General features: G+C 36.3%; 19 protein-coding genes. 5 read left to right on the top strand and 14 right to left on the bottom strand.

The genetic code is table 11. The features are described 5' to 3' along the window. Window positions 1-123: 123 nt before the first annotated feature. The 4 genes from BELBA_RS17030 to BELBA_RS17015 form a co-directional block, all read right to left on the bottom strand. Window positions 124-1,671, bottom strand: a complete 1,548-nt coding sequence (locus BELBA_RS17030) for an IS1182 family transposase (RefSeq protein ID WP_014771983.1) — start codon at window positions 1,669-1,671, stop codon at window positions 124-126. A gap of 107 nt (window positions 1,672-1,778) precedes the next feature. Beyond that, on the bottom strand, window positions 1,779-3,449 hold the full coding sequence (locus tag BELBA_RS17025; RefSeq protein WP_014773915.1) for a formate--tetrahydrofolate ligase: 1,671 nt from the start codon (window positions 3,447-3,449) through the stop codon (window positions 1,779-1,781). 77 nt (window positions 3,450-3,526) lie between these two features. Beyond that, on the bottom strand, window positions 3,527-4,129 hold the full coding sequence (locus tag BELBA_RS20250; RefSeq protein ID WP_280956350.1) for a PAS domain-containing sensor histidine kinase: 603 nt from the start codon (window positions 4,127-4,129) through the stop codon (window positions 3,527-3,529). 82 nt (window positions 4,130-4,211) lie between these two features. Beyond that, window positions 4,212-6,158 carry a PAS domain S-box protein gene (locus BELBA_RS17015; RefSeq protein WP_041779427.1) on the bottom strand — a complete coding sequence of 649 codons (1,947 nt, stop codon included), beginning with the start codon at window positions 6,156-6,158 and terminating at the stop codon, window positions 4,212-4,214. Window positions 6,159-6,626: 468 nt separating this feature from the next. Between BELBA_RS17015 and BELBA_RS17010 the strand changes: the two genes are divergently transcribed. After that, window positions 6,627-8,270: a sodium/sugar symporter gene (locus BELBA_RS17010; RefSeq protein ID WP_014773913.1), complete on the top strand. Its 1,644-nt coding sequence runs from the start codon at window positions 6,627-6,629 to the stop codon at window positions 8,268-8,270. Window positions 8,271-8,483: 213 nt separating this feature from the next. Next, entirely contained in the window at window positions 8,484-10,010 is a 1,527-nt protein-coding gene (locus tag BELBA_RS17005) for a GH3 family acyl-acid amido synthetase (protein WP_014773912.1), read from the top strand. 82 nt (window positions 10,011-10,092) lie between these two features. On the opposite strand, the gene BELBA_RS17000 is transcribed toward BELBA_RS17005, so the two are convergent. After that, window positions 10,093-10,665, bottom strand: coding sequence for a hypothetical protein (locus BELBA_RS17000; protein ID WP_014773911.1), 573 nt, complete (start codon window positions 10,663-10,665; stop codon window positions 10,093-10,095). Window positions 10,666-10,785: 120 nt separating this feature from the next. After that, window positions 10,786-11,862, bottom strand: a complete 1,077-nt coding sequence (locus BELBA_RS16995; protein ID WP_014773910.1) for an endonuclease/exonuclease/phosphatase family protein — start codon at window positions 11,860-11,862, stop codon at window positions 10,786-10,788. A 118-nt stretch (window positions 11,863-11,980) separates the two neighbouring features. Between BELBA_RS16995 and BELBA_RS16990 the strand changes: the two genes are divergently transcribed. Next, window positions 11,981-12,853, top strand: a complete 873-nt coding sequence (locus BELBA_RS16990; protein WP_014773909.1) for a 3-keto-disaccharide hydrolase — start codon at window positions 11,981-11,983, stop codon at window positions 12,851-12,853. Between the two features lie 23 nt (window positions 12,854-12,876). Here the strand turns inward: BELBA_RS16990 and BELBA_RS16985 are convergent, their stop codons facing one another. Further along, on the bottom strand, window positions 12,877-13,194 hold the full coding sequence (locus BELBA_RS16985) for a HesB/IscA family protein (RefSeq protein WP_014773908.1): 318 nt from the start codon (window positions 13,192-13,194) through the stop codon (window positions 12,877-12,879). A gap of 418 nt (window positions 13,195-13,612) precedes the next feature. On the opposite strand from BELBA_RS16985, the gene BELBA_RS16980 reads away from it, so the two are divergent. Next, the gene (locus BELBA_RS16980) at window positions 13,613-14,083 is read left to right on the top strand and encodes a hypothetical protein (protein WP_157466118.1); all 471 of its coding nucleotides are present in this window, start codon (window positions 13,613-13,615) and stop codon (window positions 14,081-14,083) included. Continuing rightward, window positions 14,034-14,831 carry an AEC family transporter gene (locus tag BELBA_RS16975; RefSeq protein WP_211208399.1) on the top strand — a complete coding sequence of 266 codons (798 nt, stop codon included), beginning with the start codon at window positions 14,034-14,036 and terminating at the stop codon, window positions 14,829-14,831. The genes BELBA_RS16980 and BELBA_RS16975 overlap by 50 nt, the downstream gene beginning before the upstream one ends. A gap of 66 nt (window positions 14,832-14,897) precedes the next feature. Here BELBA_RS16975 and BELBA_RS16970 read toward each other — a convergent pair whose 3' ends face one another. From BELBA_RS16970 to BELBA_RS16940, 7 genes are all read right to left on the bottom strand, one after another. Further along, on the bottom strand, window positions 14,898-16,250 hold the full coding sequence (locus BELBA_RS16970; RefSeq protein ID WP_014773906.1) for a hypothetical protein: 1,353 nt from the start codon (window positions 16,248-16,250) through the stop codon (window positions 14,898-14,900). A 155-nt stretch (window positions 16,251-16,405) separates the two neighbouring features. Continuing rightward, window positions 16,406-17,806, bottom strand: coding sequence for an NAD(P)(+) transhydrogenase (Re/Si-specific) subunit beta (locus BELBA_RS16965; protein ID WP_014773905.1), 1,401 nt, complete (start codon window positions 17,804-17,806; stop codon window positions 16,406-16,408). Further along, entirely contained in the window at window positions 17,803-18,120 is a 318-nt protein-coding gene (locus BELBA_RS16960) for an NAD(P) transhydrogenase subunit alpha part 2 (protein ID WP_014773904.1), read from the bottom strand. The genes BELBA_RS16965 and BELBA_RS16960 overlap by 4 nt, the downstream gene beginning before the upstream one ends. 1 nt (window position 18,121) lies before the next feature. Further along, window positions 18,122-19,246 carry a Re/Si-specific NAD(P)(+) transhydrogenase subunit alpha gene (locus tag BELBA_RS16955; RefSeq protein WP_014773903.1) on the bottom strand — a complete coding sequence of 375 codons (1,125 nt, stop codon included), beginning with the start codon at window positions 19,244-19,246 and terminating at the stop codon, window positions 18,122-18,124. Between the two features lie 268 nt (window positions 19,247-19,514). Further along, complete coding sequence (locus tag BELBA_RS16950; RefSeq protein ID WP_014773902.1) at window positions 19,515-20,708, bottom strand: hypothetical protein; 1,194 nt, start codon at window positions 20,706-20,708, stop codon at window positions 19,515-19,517. 7 nt (window positions 20,709-20,715) lie between these two features. Further along, window positions 20,716-21,531, bottom strand: coding sequence for a type 1 glutamine amidotransferase (locus BELBA_RS16945; RefSeq protein ID WP_014773901.1), 816 nt, complete (start codon window positions 21,529-21,531; stop codon window positions 20,716-20,718). A 50-nt stretch (window positions 21,532-21,581) separates the two neighbouring features. After that, window positions 21,582-22,688, bottom strand: coding sequence for a carboxylate-amine ligase (locus tag BELBA_RS16940; RefSeq protein ID WP_014773900.1), 1,107 nt, complete (start codon window positions 22,686-22,688; stop codon window positions 21,582-21,584). Window positions 22,689-22,690 lie beyond the last annotated feature (2 nt).

The following is a 22,690-nucleotide window of genomic DNA, read 5'->3' as shown; positions in this document are numbered from 1 at the left end:
CCGATTTTCAACAAATCGGCTTCTTATTTTTTGAACTCTAGTCAAAAAGCATGGTTTATTACTCTATCTGATTTGGTGATGTTTCTCTTATATTTTTGATTTAAATCTTCCCGAAAATGATAATTATGCTGCTTTTGCTGCCTTTCTGGAAAGGTTGTGGGCGATTGCATGAAGACCTGTTTCAATTTCCACCTTTTCCAGTCCCCTGAGCACATACCTCTTCATCCCCTTGTTTTGCTTAAGGTGTCCGAATACAGGTTCGACGTCTGTGGCCCGCTGCTTTCTTTTTTGGATTCCCTCGGGAGAGGTCAGCTTTTGTTTTGCTTCTGATTTATACCGTTCCAATGCCCTGTTGACTTCAATGGTTTTGTTTCCCTTTCCCGGCCTGCAGGAAGCAGCCAAAGGACATCCCACACATTTTGATGCTGTATATCTTGCGTATTCTTGTTTGTATCCTGTCGCTGTTGTCCTGGTTCTGGTACCGTTCCTTTCCATTGGCTGTCCCATCGGGCAGATACACCTGTCCTTTTGGCTGTCGTAATACAGGTTTTCAAGTAGTCTGTATTCCCTGTTTTTCTTGTTTTCTTCTCTGAGTTCCTTATGGAAGTAATTATACTTTACATACGCTGATGTACCGTTCTGCTCGAGGGCAGCATAGTTTTCCTCGCTTCCGTACCCCGCATCGGCAGTCAGCGTTTCGGGATAAGCTCCGTACATCTGCCGGTAGGCATCGATATGCGGGATAAGTGTGGTGGTATCGTTGGGTTTTTGGTGCAGGGTATAGTTGACCACAAAGTGTCCGTGGGTACTGAGCTGGAGGTTATAGCCGGGTTTAAGCTGCCCGTTTTTCATGTGATCTTCCTTCATCCGCATGAAAGTGGCATCTTCATCGGTTTTTGAATAGCTGTTGCGTTCCAGTAAGGTCTTCTCCTTCTGTTCATATTCGGCAAGCTTTCCTGGCCAGTTTTTCTCTGCATACCTGAGCTTCTGTCTCACTTTGGGATCAACTTCTTTGCCCTGTAGTGCCGTGTTGATCTTCTCAACGGTTTCAAGTACTTTTTGGGGACTGGGATTCTCAAACTTCTCTTCGGGCTGTCCGAGTTCTTCCTTTGCCGTATCGGCAGCGTAATCCCAGAGCTCCTGAAGCTGCTTTGCAATCCTCTCCCTGCTCTTCTTGACAGCCTTTCCCCAGACAAAGGTGTACCTGTTGGCGTTGGCCTCTATTTTAGTCCCGTCTGTATAAACGTCTTTTATGTCCAGAAGCCCTTCGTCGTAAAGCATGAGCACTACCTGTGAAAAAATCTCCCGGATCACTTCACGGAGCTTTTCCCCCCGGAAACGATTGATGGTATTATGGTCGGGTCGCTGCATGCCCGAGAGCCACATGAAACCGATATTTTCACGGACAGCTTTCTCAAGCTTACGGGAGGAATAGCAGTTTTCCAGATAACCGTATATTAGTACCTTCAACAGCATACGGGGATGGTAACTGCTCGCTCCCATATTGCTGTACTGCGAAAAGATCGGCTGGATGTTTATCTTGTCTACGACCGTGCTGACTACACGGACGGGATGCTCTGATGGAAGAAGGTCACCCAAATTGTGGGGAAGGAGCATCAACTGGTTGTGATCATAGTCTTTAAAGACTATATTTGAGTCTTGTTTTTGCACACCTCAAAATAACAATTTTGAGTTAAACAAGAAAAAGGCTACCCGAGAAATTTGGTAACCTTTCATTTTTTTTAAAAAGAGACTTATGAGACAGCCTCTTTTTTTTATTAAAATAATCCAGTAATGTTTCCCTCTGCATCAATGTCAATATTCTCGGCAGCTGGTTTGGATGGTAGACCAGGCATTCTCATGATATTACCAGCGATAGGAATGATAAATCCAGCTCCAGCAGCTATGTCAAATTCCCGAATTTTTATAGTAAAACCAATTGGTTTATTTATCAACTTTGGGTCATCCGAAAGTGAGTATTGAGTTTTTGCAATACAAATTGGTAATTTGTCTAGACCAATTTTATTAAAAAGTTTGATTTGTTGCTTGGCCTTCAAGCTGTACTCTACATCTGATGCTCCATAAATTTTTCTAGCTACAGTTTCTATTTTTTGTTCTATTGGCCATTCAAAATTGTAAAGAGGAGTAAAATTGCTTCTTCCAGATTCCGCAACTTCCTGTACTACTTTTGCTAGGCCAATACACCCTTCGCCTCCCTTTTCCCAACCTTCTGAAAGTGCTACTTTTACCCCAAGTTCTTGACACCTTTGCATTACAGCTTTGATTTCTTCCTCAGAGTCAGTTGCAAACTTATTGATCGCAACTACAGGACAAAGCATAAAATGTTTGATATTTTCAATATGTTTCTCAAGATTTTCTAAACCACTTTTTACTGCCTCAACATTTTCTTCTTTAAGCTTTTCAAACGGAATTCCAGCATGACTTTTTAATGCGCGAATTGTTGCCACTATTACTGCCAAATCAGGCTTTAAACTTCCGTATTGACATTTTAGATCCAAAAATTTTTCTCCACCTAAATCTGATGCGAAGCCTGCTTCAGTCACGACATAATCTGCTAATGACAAACCCATTTTTGTAGCTATAATTGAATTGGAACCTTGTGCAATATTTGCAAAAGGCCCACCATGGATGATAGCCGCATTTCCTTCTATCGTTTGTACCAGGTTTGGCATGATCGTGTGTTTGAGTAAAGCAGTCATAGCTCCTTGGGCTTTCAGTTCACGCGCATAGACAGGTTGGTTGTCATAGGTGTAAGCAACGATAATATTACCTAGTTTTTCTTTTAAATCTACCAGGTCATTAGCCAAGCAAAGTGCAGCCATGACTTCTGATGCAGCTGTAATATCAAAACCGGATTCTCTTGGCACGCCTTGGGCATGACCACCAAGACCAATTACAATATCTCTAAGGGCTCTTTCATTCATATCCATTACCCGCTTCCAAACTATTTTTCTCGGGTCTATATTTAAGCTATTGCCTTGATGAATATGATTATCTAGAAGTGCCGCAAGCAAATTGTGTGATTTTTCTACTGCTGCAAAGTCCCCAGTAAAATGGAGGTTGATTGATTCCATAGGAAGTACTTGAGAGTATCCGCCTCCTGCAGCCCCACCTTTCATTCCAAATACTGGCCCCAAAGAGGGTTCTCTCAAGACGGCGGCAGTCTTTACACCAATTTTATTTAGGCCTTCACAAAGCCCGATACTTGCTGTGGTTTTTCCTTCTCCAGCAACTGTTGGTGTGATTGCAGTAACTAAAATAAGCTTTTTACCCTTTATTTTCTCTGAATCAATAAGTCGGAGAGGGAGTTTTGCAATATATTTTCCATATGGTCGTAAATCCTCTTCATTAATTTGAAGTTTTCTAGCGATCTCCATAATTGGTAGCATGGTAGAAGCTCTTGCTATTTCTTGGTCAGATAGAGTCATTTTATTTTTTTTAATGCCTCAATGTAAATATTTTATTAAGATTAAAAAGTGACTTTTGACAGTTCTTAAGTCAATCCTTAATCTAATTTTTCGAGTTGATGGGTTTTTGATGAGATTTCTCTAATGATACTATCAAGCTCAAGTGAAGAGTTTAAGATTTCTTTTCGGACTTCTAACACGGGTATATCAAATTGATCATCTTCTTCAAGCAACATTACCAAACCCATTAACCTTGCTAAAGGAGCCCTAACTTTATGAGATTGCATCCACGCAATTTCCTTCAAAGTCTTATTTTGTTTTTCGATAGTTTTGATGTGTAAAGTGGTCTCTGTTACATCTTTACTAAACACTGCAATTCCAATAATTTTATTGTTTACAAAGACAGGTTGTATCGAGGATTCAAAAAGGAAATTTTCATTTTCAATTTCTATTTCCTCTGTAAATACAATGGACTCTCCATTTAAAGCTTTTTTATATCTAACTTCCCAAAGTTCTTTGAATTTTTCTGGGATCATTTCTAACATAGACATTCCCTCTCCCAGTTTTTTTCCAAAGGCCCGATTAAACTGATCTGCCACTTTTTGATTACAAAATATTACTTTCAAATTGGTATCTAATGACCAGATACTTTCCTTAGAGCTTTCTATAATTGCTTGTAGTGTTGCTTTACTCTCTAAAATTTCATTTTGAATCTGTCGTTCAGCCGTAATGTCTTTAAAGGTTGCTAAGACTCTGTATGGTTTGGTATTTCCGTCTTCAAATTCAGGGATGGTGTCGATTGAGATCCATAAATGTTTGTTTTTTAGAGGGTGAAATACCCCCCATAACTTTGTTTTTGATTGGTTCTCCAGTTCTCAAAGTTATCATTGCAGGGTGTTGATCCCCTGGGAAACTAGTTCCATCTTCGTGAATTGAATGCCACCTAGGGTCGACTGAAGTCCTTCCAATCATTTGATCAAATGTCAAGCCTAGAATTTTTTCAGCAGCCGAATTCGCCCTTATAATCGTGCCATCAGATTTTTGATAGACCACGCCTTGAGCCATATTTTCGAAAAGTTTTTTATAATCTTCTTCACTTTCTTTTATGGACTTTTCTTGTAAATATCTTTCCGTAATATCTTGAAAAGTTCCGTAGATATAAGTGCACTTCCCATTCTCAAATATAGGTTGGCCTTGTGTTCTTACCCATTTCGTATTACCCAAAGCAGTTAAAATCTCAAGTTCCAGATCATATGCTCTATTTTGCTCAACAGCTTCTTTGAAAGCACTAATGATTTTTTCTTTACTTCCTTGTTTATAAAAAGAAATTCCATTTTCTAGAGAAGGAATATAATCCTCGTCGATTTCCATAATCTGACGAGCCATTTGGGACCATATAACTTCATTGGTAACGAAATCAATTTCCCATCCTCCAGTTTTGGATATTTTCCCTGCTATTTCTAAAAGGTTTTTAGTTCTTATGAGTTGATCTTGAATTTGTTTTTCAAGTGAAATATTTCTAATTATTACAATTACTTTATCTGACTCAAAGGGAGAAAATCTAGCCTCAAAATTTTGAAATTTACCTTTTAAGAATAAGTCATATTTCATTGACTTAGATTCATTTTTAGAAATAGTTTCATGAATGGTTTTGATAAATTCTAATCCAAGTTCAGAAGGAAGAATATCTTTGGCATTTTTACCGATGAATTCTTCAGGTTTGAGTAATAGATCGTCAACATTATTAGAAGTAAAATTTAAATAGATTCCATTTTTGTCGACTATAAATAATAAATCAGGTAGCGCAGCTAAAATGGATTCTGTATATAATTTTTGAGCTTCTATCTTTTTGCTTATCTCAATTTTTTCGGTGATGTCCCGTGCAGATGAGTAGATCAAGCTGTCTTCTAAGTAGGACCTCCATTCGAGTGTTTTATAGGTTCCATCGCTACATAAGTATCTGTTGGTGAAATTAAGAATCGGAAGATTTTGTGATAGCGTATCAGCTTTTTCTAAGCTTCTTTTTAAATCCTCTGGATGAATGAAAAACTTTAATCCCCTTCGTTTGATTTCTTTGCTTGAAAAACCTAATGTGTGCTCCCAAGATTGGTTGAGTGAAATTACTTCGAGCTCTTGATTACTTATACAGAAGAGATCAACATTAGCTTCAAAAAATTTTTTAAGTTGCCTTGATTTTTCTTTTAATCGATTGGAAGTGGATTTAAGTTTTTCATTAGAAGAGCTTAATGTTAAGAGATTTTTAACTTGAAGAGCAAGAATTCTCAAAGATTCTATTTGTTGATTTGATAATTTTAATGGTTTAAAATCAAGTACGCAAATAGTACCTAATGCAAATCCTTCTTTTGATAAAATTGGATGACCTGCATAAAATCTTAAATGAGGTTCATTGGCGACAAATGAGTTTTCTCTGAACTGATCATCATTAGTAAGGTCTTCAATTATCAATGGTCTATCTTGATTTTTGATCGTTTGATTACAAAATGACTGATTTCTATCGATAATTTGCTTTTTGATACCGACCGCTGATTTTGTCCATTGAACTTTTTCATCTATAAAATTGATCATAGCCACATTTGTACCACATATTTGAGAGGCCAAAGTAGTAATTTGATCATAATCCAAATTTGCTTTGGTATTAAGAATTTTGTAAGAGTAAAGATTTTGCAGTCTTTTTTCTTCTATTTTCTTATTTACAACGCGATTTTCCACAATCTAAATTGGGTGAAATTTGGACTTTTCTTTCATCTTTATGAAGTGCGTGCGTGGGTGGGGCTTGGTGATTAAACAGCTGAAATATAAGAATTATTAATTTCTGATAATATGATCTTGAGCTTGATGAAAAAAAATATTTTTTTTCATCAAATATGAATGTAAAAATGGTTTTCAAAGCTGTAGTAATGAAAATTAGTTGACCAACTGATAATTAATGGACAAATAGGCAAATATGATTAAACAGTATTAATGAAATTAAATTAGACTAATTGTGAATTTATAATGGTTCTTGTAAATGATTCTAAAAATCAGAATAGAGAAAATTTGAGGAGTAATTTGAATGAATTCTTTGCTTTAAAATAATTTCGTGCTACAAAATCTAATAAAATATTCATTCCTAAATTGAAAAACTTATATTTGAAACTCACAAACCAAATTTAAACCCCATATAATCAACCTCAACCTATGTTATTAGAACCTTTAGATCTCATTGTATTCATTGGCTATTGTTGCCTCATCATTGGAATGGGTCTTTTTGTCTCTCGTGAGAAAAAAGGCCATGTCAAAAATTCTCAAGATTATTTTCTAGCATCCAAAGCCTTACCATGGTGGGCCGTAGGTGCTTCTTTGATTGCATCCAATATTTCTGCAGAGCAGTTTATAGGAATGTCTGGTTCAGGATTTGCCTTAGGACTAGCCATTTCTACATATGAATGGATGGCTGCAATTACACTTTTGGTAGTTGCGATTTTTTTCTTGCCTGTTTATATCAAAAAAGGTATCTACACCATGCCGGGATTCTTACTTGACCGATATGATACTAGAGTAAGAACTACAATGGCTATTTTCTGGCTCGCTTTATATGTATTTGTCAATCTGACATCAGTGCTCTATTTGGGCGCATTGAGTTTGAATACCATTCTTGATGTTCCTATGACCTATGCCATCATAGGTTTGGCTTTATTTGCGATGATTTATTCCATTTACGGTGGTCTTAAAGCAGTAGCTTGGACTGATGTTGTTCAAGTATTTTTCCTAATTGCAGGCGGCTTGGCTACAACGTACATCGCCTTGACGATGGTAGGAAGTGGAAGTGCATGGGATGGTTTGGGCTTGTTGAGACAAGAAGTTCCAGGACATTTTTCTATGATTCTTTCAAAAGGAGAAATGATGATTCCTGATGGTAAGGGTGGCGTCAGAGATGCTTATTTAGATCTACCAGGTATAAGTGTTTTGGTAGGAGGGATGTGGATTACCAATTTGAGTTATTGGGGATTCAACCAATATATAACGCAAAGAGCGCTAGCTGCAAAAAGTTTAGATGAAGCCCAAAAAGGGATGATTTTCGCAGGCTTCTTGAAGCTTTTGATGCCTTTAATTGTTGTAATTCCAGGAATTGCAGCTTTGGTTATTGTAAATAATGGTATCGATACAAGTTTTGTTGAATCTATGAAAGATCCTGTAACAGGAATAATCAAATCTGATAGAGCTTATCCTACTTTATTGCAATTGCTTCCTACGGGGTTGAAAGGTTTGGCTTTTGCTGCCCTGACTGCTGCGATTGTTTCTTCTTTGGCATCAATGGCAAATAGTACATCTACCATCTTCACCATGGATATTTATAAGAAATATTTTGGTAGAGATGCTTCTGAAGCTAAGCAAGTAAGAGTTGGTAGGATCACAGCAGCAGTTGCGTTTATTATCGCTGCGATTGTAGCTCCTGCATTGGGGCAATTGGATCAAGCATTCCAGTTTATTCAGGAATATACTGGTTTCATTAGCCCAGGTGTATTTGCGATTTTCTTCTTTGGTGTCTTCTGGAAAAAAACAACTTCCAATGCAGCACTAACCGGCGCAGCTTTAAGTATTCCACTTTCTATTGTTTTAAAAGTAGTTTGGCCAAATCTACCTTTCCTAGATAGAATGGGTGTGGTTTTCTTGGTGTTAGCTACTTTGATGGTGATCATCAGTTTGGTAGAAGGAAAAGGAAAAGATCATCCAAACAGCATTGATATCAGCGGTGATATTTTCAAAACTAGTTCAGGCTTCAAGATTGGAGCGTTTATCATTACTTTGATTACGGCAGCACTTTATATTGTATTCTGGTAGAATCAAAATTAAATTCATCGAGTATTTCTATGTCAGAAAAAGCTCAACAATTCTAGAAAAAGTGGAGTTGTTGAGCTTTTTTTCTTGTGTGGCAAGGATATTGTTCCTTTTCATATATTAAGAAATCCTTCTGGTCTTACATTTTTAAAGGTGAACTTGCTTTCTGGAAGGGACTTTTTTAATACATTTTCAAGAACACTTAAATCGAACAAAATGGCTATTATAGGAGAGATTATTAAAAAATCAGTAGAGACATTAGATAAAATTTTTTCTAATACCAATCCTCAAGAAGCACAAGAAAAAGTTTTGGAAGAATTGCTTTCAAGGGCAAAAGACACAGCTTTTGGAAAATATTATCAATTTGAGCAAATCCGTAAATCAAAGAATATAAGAGAAGGTTTCGCCAATGAAGTTCCATTTCATGATTATGATCAATTGAAAGAAAAGTGGTGGCAGAAAGTCATCGATGGCGGTCAAGATATTACTTGGCCTGGAAAAGTGAAGTTTTTTGCAGTTTCCAGCGGAACTACAAGCACCAAAAAGCATATTCCAGTTACAGAAGATATGATGCAGTCTATTCGCCGGGGAGGGATGCAGCAGATTAAAGGGATAGCAGATTTTGATCTTCCTGCTGAATTTTTTGAGAAAGAAATTCTAATGTTTGGAAGTAGTACTAACCTCAAAGAAGTAAACGGACACTTTGAGGGAGAAATTAGTGGAATCAGCGCAAGTCAAATTCCTTTTTGGTTTGAGGGGTTTTACAGGCCCGGTAAAGAGATTTCATCAATTGATGATTGGGATCTAAGAGTAGAAGAGCTGGCTAAAGAATCCGTAAATTGGGATATTGGTGCTATTTCGGGAATTCCATCATGGATTGAGCTCATGCTCAAAAAGGTTATTGAGTTTCATGATGTAGAAACTATTCATGATATCTGGCCAAATTTTCAAGTATACACTTCAGGTGGTGTAGCTTTTGAACCATATAGGAAATCATTTGAAAAATTATGTGGAAGAGAAATCGTCATTATTGATACTTATTTAGCTTCTGAAGGTTATATAGCTACGCAAATCAGAAAAGAAACTGACGCTATGGCATTGATGACAAATAATGGTATCTATTTCGAGTTTATTCCCTTCATACCAGAAAACATGGAAGAGGATGGAAGTATCAATCAGAATGCAAAATCAATTAAAATTGAAGATGTAGAAGAAGGTATAGATTATGTTTTGGTGATTAGCACTGTGTCTGGAGCTTGGCGATACATGATTGGGGACACTATTGCTTTTACCAATAAAGAAAAAGCTGAAATTAAGATTACTGGAAGAACAAAGCATTTTCTTAATGTGGTCGGTTCTCAGTTGTCGGTCAATCAAATGAATAAAGTTATGGAAAGGTTAAGTGAGGAGTTTGATTGCCAAATCAAAGAATTTACGGTGTCAGCAGTATTAGAGGAAAATGATTACTCACACAAATGGTATTTAGGTTTAGATGCTAAGAAAAAGCTCGATGAAAAGGAAATTGCAGAGCGCTTGGATAAAATTTTGAAGGAAAATAACAAAAACTATAAAGTTGCTAGGAATAAAGCATTGAAGCGGGTAGAGGTGAAGCTTATTACAGATGAATTATTCAGAAAATGGACCGAGGAAACAAAACAAAAAGGTGGGCAAGTTAAAATCCCAAGGGTCATGAAGGGAAAAGATTTTAAAGATTGGGAAAATTATGTTTCAAAAAATGGATAAGTCAGAATTTTAAAATCTATAAATATTTTTTACTTATCACCAATCATTTAAGCCTTTTGAATGGAAGGGAACTAATAAGATCTTAATTTTCAATTGGAATGTTTTCCATTAAATGCATGATTTCTTCTGGTGGTAGATAGAGTTTGTTGATTTTCTCAATATAGGCATCCGACATTCCTGCTTCATGAAGGATAAACTGTTTTGTTTTCAAAATATATTTACCAAGACCATGATTGACAGCGTAGGTGTCAGCGGATCGCTCTGCTGAGATAATGAAACTTCGCGAGGTTAAATATCCAATTCCAAAAACTAACATCGACCAGTTACTTCTTTGAAGATAGTCCATGACATGTCCGAGTTCATGACCAATCCAACCGACTAAAACATCTTCTGGCAACTCGTGAATAGGAGTGACTTTTCCTTTGAGAGAAAAAAATCTACTGATTTTTATAATGTAAGCTCTTTTTTTTCTGGAGCCCAACATAGTTTTGAACTTCGGTTGCGCTTGCATCACTGATTTTCGGATGTTTTCGCTGAGTTTGAATTCTATACTCACATCTACTAAATCAGGGTAAAAGTCAAGTGCTTTGATAATTACATTTTTTAATTCATTTGGAATACTGTTTTGTATATATTTTTTGTCATTTAACTTCATAATCCATTATATAACAATTTTTAGGTATAGTCAAATTCAATTTGCACCTTATTCTGATATACCGATGAAATTTTTTAAGAGAGCAAAACCTACTAGATAGATTGATTATCTATAAAAATGTTAATCAAGCTCTTCAAGACTTACTTTTCTCAAGGGTTTTTCCCAAGAAAATGTAGCAGAAACTGGATAATGATCTGAATAATCCACTTCTCTGTGAGTTTTGAACCGCTCTATTTGCAATACTTCGTCATAAAAAATATTATCAATCCTTAAAAAAAATAGAACCTTATTATAAGTGAATCCAAAACCTCTACCTGCTGTTTCGAAAGCATTTTTCATGATTTTTCTCAAAGAAAAATAAGTGTAGCTATAGGGTACATCATTGAAATCTCCTACCAATACATTGGCGTATGGGCTATTTTTCATGTGTTCTATCAATACACCTAGCTGGGTCGCACGAATGACTTGACCTCTTTTTAGTTTGCCAAGAGTTTCTCGATAATTTTCCTTGATACCATCCAAATCACTCAAGCCTTCGGAAGGAATACTCATAGATTCTAAATGTGCATTATAGATTCTAATAGTGTCTTTGTCCACTTTGATGTCTGCGAAAATCACTCCATTATTCCTCTTTGTATCGAATACGCGACCTTCATTGATAATTGGGTATCTACTGAAAATTACCATCCCATAAGATCGTTTTCTCGGATTCCCTTCTATAATTTGATAAGAATATTCATATCCAGAATCAGTTGCTAATGCTTTGATAGCATTTCTTGAGGGTGTAGTGAAGTCTTGATAAAATTCCTGAAAGCATTTGATATCAGATGGATTGTCTTGAAGCCATTTTGTGATATTTTGAGTGACTGTTTTGTTATCCCCTCCAGGTTTTGCATAGCGCAAGAGATGTACGTTGTAACTTAAAACGGATAAACCTTTTGGATTATCTTTGATCGGATTGAGCTGAAATGTAACACCCATGAATTTCCACCCTATCACAATAGCCAAGAGCGGAAGGAAGGCTAAGCGTCTTTTTGCCAATAACAATAAAATGAAAATGATACCATTTATTATTAAAAGTAGAGGGATTAGTAGTGTCAAAAGTCCTGCATATGGAAAATATTCTGGAGAAACATACACACTGAAAAACAGTACAAGCGAAATAAAAAAGATGGTACCCGTAAGAAATCGCAGCATGAATTCTAAGTTTTAAAATCGAAATTATACCTTTAACTCCTTCTTTGCAAGTTTTTAATTTTCTTTGGCTAAGTTTAAGCATTGTACACAATTCAAACCATTTTAAATTAAATCTATTATGACAAAACGATTATTTATTTTCACGCTTGCGCTAGCATCCATTATATGGTCTTGTGGTCAATCTACAAACTCTAACGAAGAAGAGGTTTTAGAAGTAAAAGATTTTGGAAGCGATTGGATTCAGCTCTTTAACGGTGAAGATTTGAATGACTGGATTATAAAAATTTCAAAGCACAAGTTGAATGAAAATTTTGGAAATACTTTTCGTGTTGAAGATGGGTTATTGAAAGTTAGGTATGATCAATATGAAAAATTTGACAATCAGTTTGGACATATTTTTTATAAAAATCCTTACTCATATTATTTATTGAAGGTCGAATATAGATTTGTCGGAGAGCAGGCAGGAGGTGGAGAATCTTGGGCGACAAGAAATAGTGGAGCTATGCTTCATTCTCAAGATCCAGCAACCATGTTGGTAGATCAAGATTTTCCTATTTCTATAGAGGGACAAATGCTTGGGGGAGATGGAGAAAATCCAAGACCTACGAGCAATCTTTGTACTCCAGGAACAAATGTAGTTATGGATGATGAATTATTTACTCCTCATTGTGTCACTTCAACTGCCAAAACCTACCACGGGGAAGAATGGGTGATAGCTGAATTTTTAGTTTTAGGAGACTCCGTAGTCCATCATATTATGGAAGGAGAAAAAGTATTGACATATTATAAGCCTCAAATTGGAGGTGGAAATGTTAATCCATTTGATCCTGCAGTAAAAGTTGATGGTCAACTTTTGAAATCAGGATATATCTCTCTCCAAAGTGAAAGTCATCCAATTGATTTTAGGAAAGTAGAGTTGTTTGATTTAGATCCTTATTCAGAAAGTAAAGAAAAACTACAAGAAGTAATCGATATCATCACAAAAGAATAATCTAAATGATGCAGGGTGGGAAATTACTCTGCATCATGTCTTTTTGGAATATCTGGATTGATAAAAGTAAAACCTCTGGCATCATTTCCTTCATAAAAGTCTATTTCCATCCCCATTAGGAACATCACGTGTTTTTTTTCTATCAATACTGGGATATCTTCTAAAATGAATTGCTGATCACCTTCTTTAAGTTTATCAAAGCCAAGTGCATAAGACATTCCTCCACATCCACCACCTTTGACCCCAATCCTCAAAGAATAATCTTTTGGGATATTCTTATTGGTAATGATGTTTTTGATTTCTTCTTGTGCCTTGGAAGTGATGCTAACTGGTATAATCATATTCTGTAAATTCAATTTTATACAATTCGGTTCAAATCGTACTGCAAAATTAGCGCTTCTCTTTGATCATTCATTTTTCCAAAGATTTTATTTGAGCTAGATCTTTCAAGCAAACTTTTGGTAGGAGATATAAAAATTCTAATCAGTGGTTAAATTTCAAACCAATTTTTAACGGTTCATATGATTTTTAAATAAAATAGGTTTTTTATAAGTCACTTTTTTATTAAAAAATTATAAAAAATACAAACAATGGTTTTTTAATAAACCAATTATTACTAGATTAACATCAGAATTGGAAAGTTGGGGTGAAAATTCAACCAACATGTTCTTTTTCCTAACCCAAATAACCTTTTTGAGATCTGTGTTAAAGCTTTTTTTGACACTCTTTGTATTTATAATTCCACTAATAACAATTCATATGAACAAGTCGATCAATAGAAGAAATTGGATTAAATCCTCTCTTTTGGGTTTAGGTGCGCTCACAGTTAGTCCAGCTATGGCATTGAGCAAAAGAGAGGTCTTACACGCTTACCAACCAGAAAGTACCCTCAAAGAATATATACCCAACTTTAATTATGATGAAGCCAGAATTACAGCTCGGCTTTCTGCCAATGAAAATCCATACGGCCCGGCACCAAAAGTAATTCAAGCTATTTCGGAAGCTGTAAGTTCAGGAAACAGATATGGTCATAGAGATGCAGCTACTTTGATGGAAATGATTGCTGAAAAAGAAGGTGTTTCTCCTGAGCATATCATGCTTGGCCCAGGCTCTTCTGATTTATTGGAAAAAACTGCTTTTGATTCCTTCTTTAGCTCCGGGATTGACTTGTTTTCCTTTTGTGGTGGAATACCTTGGAGACGATATTCTTGCTTGGGCTGCATTGTCTGATATTGGCAATAAGGTTTTCGTTTTATTGATTGCTTATATGCTGGCTATGTCATGGTTTTACAAAAGTCACCGATTGACATCTAGGTCAAATACTGAGAAAATTAAGCAGCTCCTTCTTTCTATGGTGAAGGAACCTATTAATTTGGTGATTATCTCCGCAATTTTGCTTCTAAGTTTTGGTGTAAATTTAGAAAGTATGCCCATTTTTCTGAGTGATGCAATATTGATGATGAAAAATATGATGACACCGCTTGTTTTATTGTTTATAGGAATAGCAGTGGTTTTCAAGTGGGCTCAATTGAGAATGATCGCATCTTTATTGACATTTAGAGCGGGATTTGTATTTCTTTTGAGTGGGGTGTTCGTGTTGCTTGTGCCGATGCCAAATGAAGCAGCAATTCTATTGGCTGTAGTTTTTCCTCAAAGCGCAGTAAGTTTTTGGCCTTTTGCACACATGTCTGCCGTCCGATCAATGGAGATAGGAAATAAAGATTTGGAATCGAACCCGACTTTTGATCTCGAACTTGGAATTAATGTGCTTGCGATTTCTATGCCTTTCAGTACATTGCTTATACTTGGTGTATTTACATCTGGATCATATTTTACTAATCCCCATCATATATTGTTATTTGGAGGATTAATGCTATGTGTTTCAGTAATTCCAAAAATATTTCAATACATCAAAGGTACTGATTTTGGAATAGTAGCTTTCCCAGATAAAAAATTAAAGGACAGTCCAACAGACTAAAAATAGTGGTTTACAAGGTTTGATAGCAAATAAGCCTCCGCATTTTGTGGAGGCTTATTTTATTTCTTAATTATATCTACCAAATCCCCAACTCAGGCCTACATGAAAATCAGCTTGTTTGGTGTCCGCTGTCAAACCCGTCAAAATAGAATTGCTTCCCACAAAGAATCCGCCAAATCTTAGACCTAACCCTCCTGCATACCCAGACACCTCTGTTTTTGTCCATGGGGAGTAAACTTCGAATTTTCCTAATACAAGTCGAGGCGTAATTACAAATAAGTTTTGTGCTGTAATGGTTTCGTTTGCAAAATCATCACCAGTTCTGACTTGACCATAAGCACTTAGATAAAGCTTCTTTAAAAGCTTTAATTCTGCATACCCAGAGACTATTGAGGGTAGATTGGTTTTGATTCCATCTGTTTCGGTTGTTTTTGTAAAATACCCGCTAGCTAAGAGTTGTTGTTCTACTTCATCCAAATTATCACTAAGTTGATCTAAGCTAAAAAATTCTCCTTCTGGAATATTCATTGAATAGGTGTTATTCACTTGACCTTCTGCAAATCTCATACTACCAAGATTTCTTACTGAAAGTCCCAAATTCAATTTTGATCGTCCTTCAGCATCTTTTAACAGGTAATTACCACCAAAATCAAATCCTACTCCATTTACTTTTCCAAAATTGAAACCATCTGTACCTAGTCCAAAGCTACTTCCATCGAAATCTGCTTCTGAATACGATAAATTGAGTGTACCAGTTGCTTCTGTTAAACTTACTTCAAATTCATCTTGCACGATCACAGCGCTAAGTCTGTCAAGACCAAAATTTGCATAAGATCCAGGGAATAGAAGTTTGGCAGTAGCTCCAATTGAAAATTTATGTTTTTCTGTATTTATAATTTCACGCCCCAAAAGGAAGCCCATTTCTGCCCATCCTGCTGCATTTACTCTTTGATTATATTCACTGGAAATGGCCGTCATGCTGTTTGAACTTTCAAACGCAATATCTAAAATAGATTGTCCTAAAGTTGGGTCTAAGTCTATAATGTCTGCCCTTAAAAAGGCCTGTGTACTAAATCCAAATGCCCATTTTCCACTTTTTATTCCTATTGAAGGGCCTAAAATTGAGGCGTCAGTCCGCATGTTGACTGGGCCATTTGCACCTTGAAATGCAACATCTATCACATCTTCTCCAAATTCAAGGATATCTCCATAAGAGATTGTATTGTTATTGACCGAACCATTGATAGAGAAAAAGTTGACTTCTACCTTTTTGTCTAAATTGTTAATTTCTGCAGGATTCATTATGCTGCTAATCATACTTTTTCGAGGACTATTTTGGATACCTATAATAGTACCTTGAGCCGTCGCTAATTGTGCTGCTCCAAACAACAACAAAAGTATCAAAAGTTTTTTTTTCATAGAGGATTTTAAGCTTTTGTACGAATTACAATAATGTTAAAAGTAAAATTATGTAAAAAAAAGGAAGACTTATATAAAGCCTTCCTTAATTATTTTCATTTTTAAGAGTGTTTCATACTTGATATACCACTTCTTAAATCTAAATATTGTTCTAATTAAACCTCTTTAACTTCTGCTGCAAGTTTTTGCAGAGAGTCTTTAGCGTCTCCAAAAAGCATTCTTGATTTGGGGTAGAAGAATAACTCATTTTCGATTCCGGCATAACCTGCACTCATTCCTCTTTTGAGAATTATTACATTTTTCGCTTGATCTACTTCCAAAATAGGCATGCCATAAATAGGAGAGGAAGGGTCCTTTTTCGCCGCAGGATTTACAACGTCATTGGCTCCAATCACAACCACGACATCCGTATTTGCCATTCTTGGATTGATTTCTTCCATTTCTTGCATTCTCTCGTATGGAACGTCAGCTTCAGCAAGTAATACATTCATATGACCCGGCATACGTCCTGCAACTGGATGGATGGCATAATTTACATTGACACCTTTGTCTTCCAGCAGTTTTTCGAGTTCGTGGCAAATATGTTGTGCTTGAGCTACTGCCAAACCATAACCTGGTACAATCACCACGTTCTGAGAGTAAGAAAGTAATACTGCTGTATCAGTAATGCTAATTTCTTTGGCTGTTTGATCACCAGCTTCTCCTTTTGCACCACCTGCTTTTGCACCACCAAAGGCTCCAAGTAGTACGTTGGTCAATGAACGGTTCATCGCAGTACACATTAGAATGGTCAGGATAGTTCCGGCAGAACCCACCAAAATACCACCCGTCAGCATGGCCTTATTACCATAAAGGAATCCTCCAAATGCTGCTGCAACACCTGTAAAGGAATTAAGCAAAGAAATCACAACAGGCATATCTGCTCCACCAATTGGCATTACGAATAGGATACCATAAATCAAGGCAATCACTAGAAGAACATAGAAAACGGTAGCATCACCATAACCCAACATCTGATATACTGTCAGTGCAACAATGGTGAATAGCATAACCATATTGATCAACTGATTCATCGGAAGCACTTTGTCTTTGATTTTCCCTTCTAATTTGCCGTAGGCAATCATAGAACCAGAAAAAGATACCGAACCGATGATTAAGCCCAAGAGCATCACCAAAAATTCACCATCAAAAGAACCACTTACGCTAGTTTCGTGATTTTGATACTCTATGATCGCAATCAGGGCAGCACAAGCGCCACCCATTCCGTTGAAAAATGAAACCATCTGAGGCATGGCTGTCATTTTTACTTTTTTGGCCATCATAGTACCAATGATAGTACCTACAATCAAACCCAATGCGATCAAGCCATAGTTGATTGCTTTTGCACTATCGAAAGGCTGATAGATTGTTATCGTAGCAATTACTGCTATCAGCATTCCAAAAGCCGCAATCAAATTACCTTTACGAGCAGTTTCTGGGTGACTGAGCATTTTCAAACCTATCACAAAGGTCAGAGAAGCAATCAAATAAATGATTTCTAGTATATTTAGACTCATGATTTTTTAGGTTTTTTCTTAAACATCTCTAACATTCTATCGGTCACCACAAAGCCTCCGACTACATTCAGTGTGCCCATTACCACAGCCAAAAACCCTACAATCAAGGAGGCATAATTATCAGGTGAAGCATGCAGCATTACAATGATAGCCCCTACTACCACTACTCCATGAATGGCATTGGCTCCAGACATTAAAGGGGTATGAAGGATAGCAGGTACATTAGAAATCACTTCTACTCCTAAAAGTATTGCGAGGATTAGGAAATAAATCATTTCCATATTATCGCCTATAAAATTTAATAGATTTTCCATTTTATTGAGTTAACATTTCTGAAATCCGAGAATTGACAGCCTCACCATTGTGGCAAACACATGTTCCTTTGACAATATCATCTTCGAAATTGAGATTGATCTCCCCATCTTTGATGATTAATTTGAGAAAATTGAGGTAATTTTTACCATACATTTTACTGGCATCTTGTGGTAGTTCTGATGCAATATTTCCTACTCCAATTATTTTCACACCATTAATTTCCACCGTTTGATCAGCTTGAGTCAAAGCGCAATTTCCTCCGGATGATGCCGCAAGATCAATAATTACCGAACCTGGCTTCATCGCTAATACTGTTCTCTCTTCTACTAGAAGTGGTGCTTTTCTACCTGGAATCTGAGCAGTCGTGATGATTACGTCTGACTTGGCAGCATATTCGTGAATGGTGTCTTTTTGCTTTTGAATAAATTCAGCTGACTGCTCTACAGCATATCCACCAGCTCCTTTATCTTCCTTTGCTCCTTCTACATCGACGAATTTTGCACCTAATGAAAGTACTTCTTCCTTAGCCGCTTGTCGTACATCAAATGCAAAAACAGAAGCTCCCAACCTTTTGGCGGTAGCGATGGCTTGAAGACCTGCAACTCCAGCTCCTAAAATCAAGACTTTTGCGGGTGTGATACTTCCTGCAGCAGTCATAAACATTGGAAAAAATCTAGGAAGTGAACTTGCTGCCAAAAGTACAGATTTGTATCCTGTTACTGTGGCCATTGAGGAAAGTACATCCATACTTTGAGCTCTTGTAGTTCTTGGGACAAGCTCCATACTGAAGGCTGTTCGTTTTTCCTTTAGTAGAAATTTTGTCAGTTCAGGATTAAACAATGCTCCCATTTGACCTAAAAGAATAGCTTCAGGTTTCATTTTTGAAATTTCTTCTTGTGAAATTGGCTGAATGCTACAGATCATATCTGCTTCAGCTAGAACTTCCATTCTACTTTTGATAGTTGCACCCACAGCTTTGTAGGATTCATTATTAGCAAATGCTAATAAACCGGCATCTGTCTCAATAATAACTTGTGCGTTCCAAGAAAGCAATGTTTTGACAGCCTCAGGAAGCAATGCCACTCTAGACTCCTCCTTTGGTTCTTTTAAAATTCCTATGGTCATGAAAATAGTGTAAAGCGATGAATAAGAGTTTTATTTAATCTGAAACTTTGCGTTTCATTCCTTAAAGCTATTAAAAAGAATAGGAATAGAAAGGGAATTTTATACAAAAAGAGCGTAAAAAGGTCTTTTTTTGATGGATTAAATGGAAGATTTATAATCCTAAAAAATTATGTTTTGTACAAATGACTTTTGTCTAGAAATGAACTGATTGATATCAGGATATGAAGTGCTAATTTGTGTAAGTGTTAAAAAAATATCTGAAATAAAATCATTTGGATTCGAAAAGACCTATGGTTCCACCAACCCAATCTTTGTCTTTATTGAATTTTACCCCAATCATCTCGCCCCTACTCAGACGAACCAAGTTGGACATCAAAGTAGGTTCTTGATCTTTTTCAGGCCAAACCAATAAGATTCTAACCTCAGCTTTTACCATTCCGTCAGGAGCTTGAAGTATAGGCGAGTAGTTAACTTTTTTTTGTAAGATGTATAAGTCTCGCTCTTTAATCGCCTCTAAATCTGATTTTTTGACATGGAAAATCACTCCGCTCCCTGAAAATGAAAAAAGAGGCTTCAATACATAATTTTCCAAATCATCAGGAATCTCTTTAAGTTCACTTAGAAGAGTAGAGTCTATGAAATATGGCCCGTGCAAGTAAGGGAGTATATATTTACTGATTCTAAAAAACCAGTTAGGATGACCTGCCCACTCCACATCTAATTCTTCCCTAAAATCAAATTCTAATTTTAGATCTTTTCTCAAATTCAATTCATCAAAAATAACCCGATTGTAGATTCTATGAATTTGGATTTCATTCCCTTGGTCATTTTTGTAGAAGAGTTTTTTTTCTCTCTTGATTATTTCTGTGACACAGACTATTGGGATTTTTAAATCCCTTCTACAATAATAAAAATCAATTTTAGTATTTTGTTTTTCTGGTTCAATTTCTAATAAAACGACATTTTTTTCATCATGACCATTTAGGATTGATTCCTTAAGTTTGGCTAAAAAACTTGCTTTATCCAATCCTTCAAAATATGGACTGAATTCTTTTAAAAATGGGTAATGATTTAAAAATTTATCAAATAGATTTTGCTGAAAATTGAATACAGAGGGGAAACCTTGTACCTCAATGAGCTTGGGGATAATTTGGCCATTTTCTTCACAGATTCCAAAGTCGATGGCAAGAAATTGGGTATGTAAATCTTCATTTGGTACTTCTGTGTTGAGATCCAAAGCTCTTTGCGTGAGTGTTTTGAAATCAGGTCTTTTGATAAAGTCAATAACTTGCTTTGTTCCTTCAAGTAATTGACTTTTTAACTCATTGGAGATAAAAAAAGGTGTTTCTGCAATGCGGAAAGTAGGCAAGTAGTCAAAATCATTTGCAATATCTTGAATAAAATCGCCATGTTTCTCTTGACTAAATTGGCTATTGAAGTGCTTTCTGTAGTGCTCAATCATGATATACTTAATGGAAAATTAAAGCCTGTTCTTTTATCTGTTTTATCGCATTTTTTAAGAAATTTGGAATAAGCGTTTCATTAGTTTTATAGATTTTATCTTCATCTACCAAATGCTCTAGCATAGTCCTGTACTTCGCTTTTCCTTTTTGGGCGATTATTTTTTGTTTGACATCTTCCTTTCTCAAGTGATTCATAAAACTCACTGGGTCAGCTTCTGGATGAAATTGTGTCCCTACGATTTCGTTGGAAAAACGAATCCCCATCAAAGCTCTTTCATATTCTAAATGTGATCGGATTTTTTCTAAGGCAATTACTTTTGCTCCCATTTCTTTAAACCGCTTCATCCTTGGTTGGACTACTTGAAAGTCTCTAGAATCTACCGCCCAAAATGGGTTTTCAAGGTTTTCGAATAATGGATCTTCAAATCCCAAATCTGTTTTGTGAATGGACATCACTCCAAAAGAGTTTGATTTCCTTTTTGTAATCGCCGCTAGGCCAAAGGTGTGAACAGCCAATTGGAAGGAATGACAAATTAGCAATAAGTATTTTTTCTTGCTGTTGACTTTATTCCATTCCATCAAATCCATTAGAAACCGGGCATATTTTATTTCCCAGTCTCCATTTCCTTCTAAAGGATTTCCTGGACCTCCAGATGAAACATATAGATCGAAATCTTCAATTTTTGGAATTTGTGAGTGTACTCGAACATCAAAAATCTGAAAAGTCAATTCCTCCTCAAACCTCCCAACAATTTCTTTAATGCAGCGCATCCCTTGATTGGGCTCCCCATTATTCATATCCAAAATCGCCACATTAATCATAGTCACGCTTTTTTAAATTTCTCAAAGATAGGAGGGTTTCATTTAGGATTTTATATTCCTTTTGTAAATTGATCTGTAATTAAATCTACAACTTTATTTAGATCCTGAGTGTCTTCCCAAACTTTCAACTGCTTATCTGCTCCTGTTCCTTCAGCCAAGATTTGATGAACATAATTGATTTCTTCTCTACTTCCCAATTCATCCACTACATCATCTACAAAATCCAAGAGCTCGACCATCAAATCTTTGTACTCGACTTCCTTCTTTTCACCAAAATCAATCATTTTTCCTTCAATTCCATATCGTGCAGCTCTGAACTTATTTTCTCTGATCAAAGCGATTCTGTAGATATTGAAACTTGTGTTCATTAGATTCATTTTGTAAAGCTTGGCGACTACAGCTTGTATTAAAGCAACTATACAAATTGTTTCTTGTACAGTAAGGCACATATCACAAATTCTAAATTCTATCGTGCTGAAAAATGGATGCATTCTCAAATCCCACCAGATTTTTTTTGGATTGTCAATACAGTTGGTTTTTACTAAAGTATCAAGATAGTTATCATAAGACTGAACAGAATCAAAATACTCTGGCAAACCTGTTCTAGGGAATTTCGCAAAAACTTTGGCTCTGTATGCCTTGAAACCAGTGTTTCTTCCTTCCCAAAATGGAGAATTTGCTGATAGTGCATAGATATGTGGCAAGAAGTAACAAGCCTGATTCATTATCTTCAAGGCAATATCTCGATTTTCGATTCCCACGTGAACATGAAGACCAAAAATTAAGTTGGATCGTGCAGTGTCTTGAAGTTCATTGATGATGTGATGGTATCTTGGATCATCCGTGATGGCTTGCTCTTGCCATTTGGAGAAAGGATGTGTTCCTGCAGCTCCAACGATCAATTCTTGTTTCGCAGCAAGCTCTACGATCTTGTGACGCAAGAAAGCTACTTCCTTTTTGGCATCCGCTACATTATTACAAATGTTGGTTCCTACTTCCACCACCGATTGGTGCATTTCAGATTTGACTTGCTCTTTGAGGAAAATCTTTGCTCCATCCACGATTTTGGACATGTGAGAGCGCAAATCTCTGGTGTCAGGATCGATAATCTGGTACTCTTCTTCTACTCCTAAAGTAAAAATTGGTAATTTTTTCATCT

The organism is Belliella baltica DSM 15883 (assembly GCF_000265405.1).
GTDB classification, from domain to species: domain Bacteria; phylum Bacteroidota; class Bacteroidia; order Cytophagales; family Cyclobacteriaceae; genus Belliella; species Belliella baltica.
Note: the sequence above shows the minus strand (reverse complement) of the source record. Positions and strands in the feature narration are given on the sequence as shown.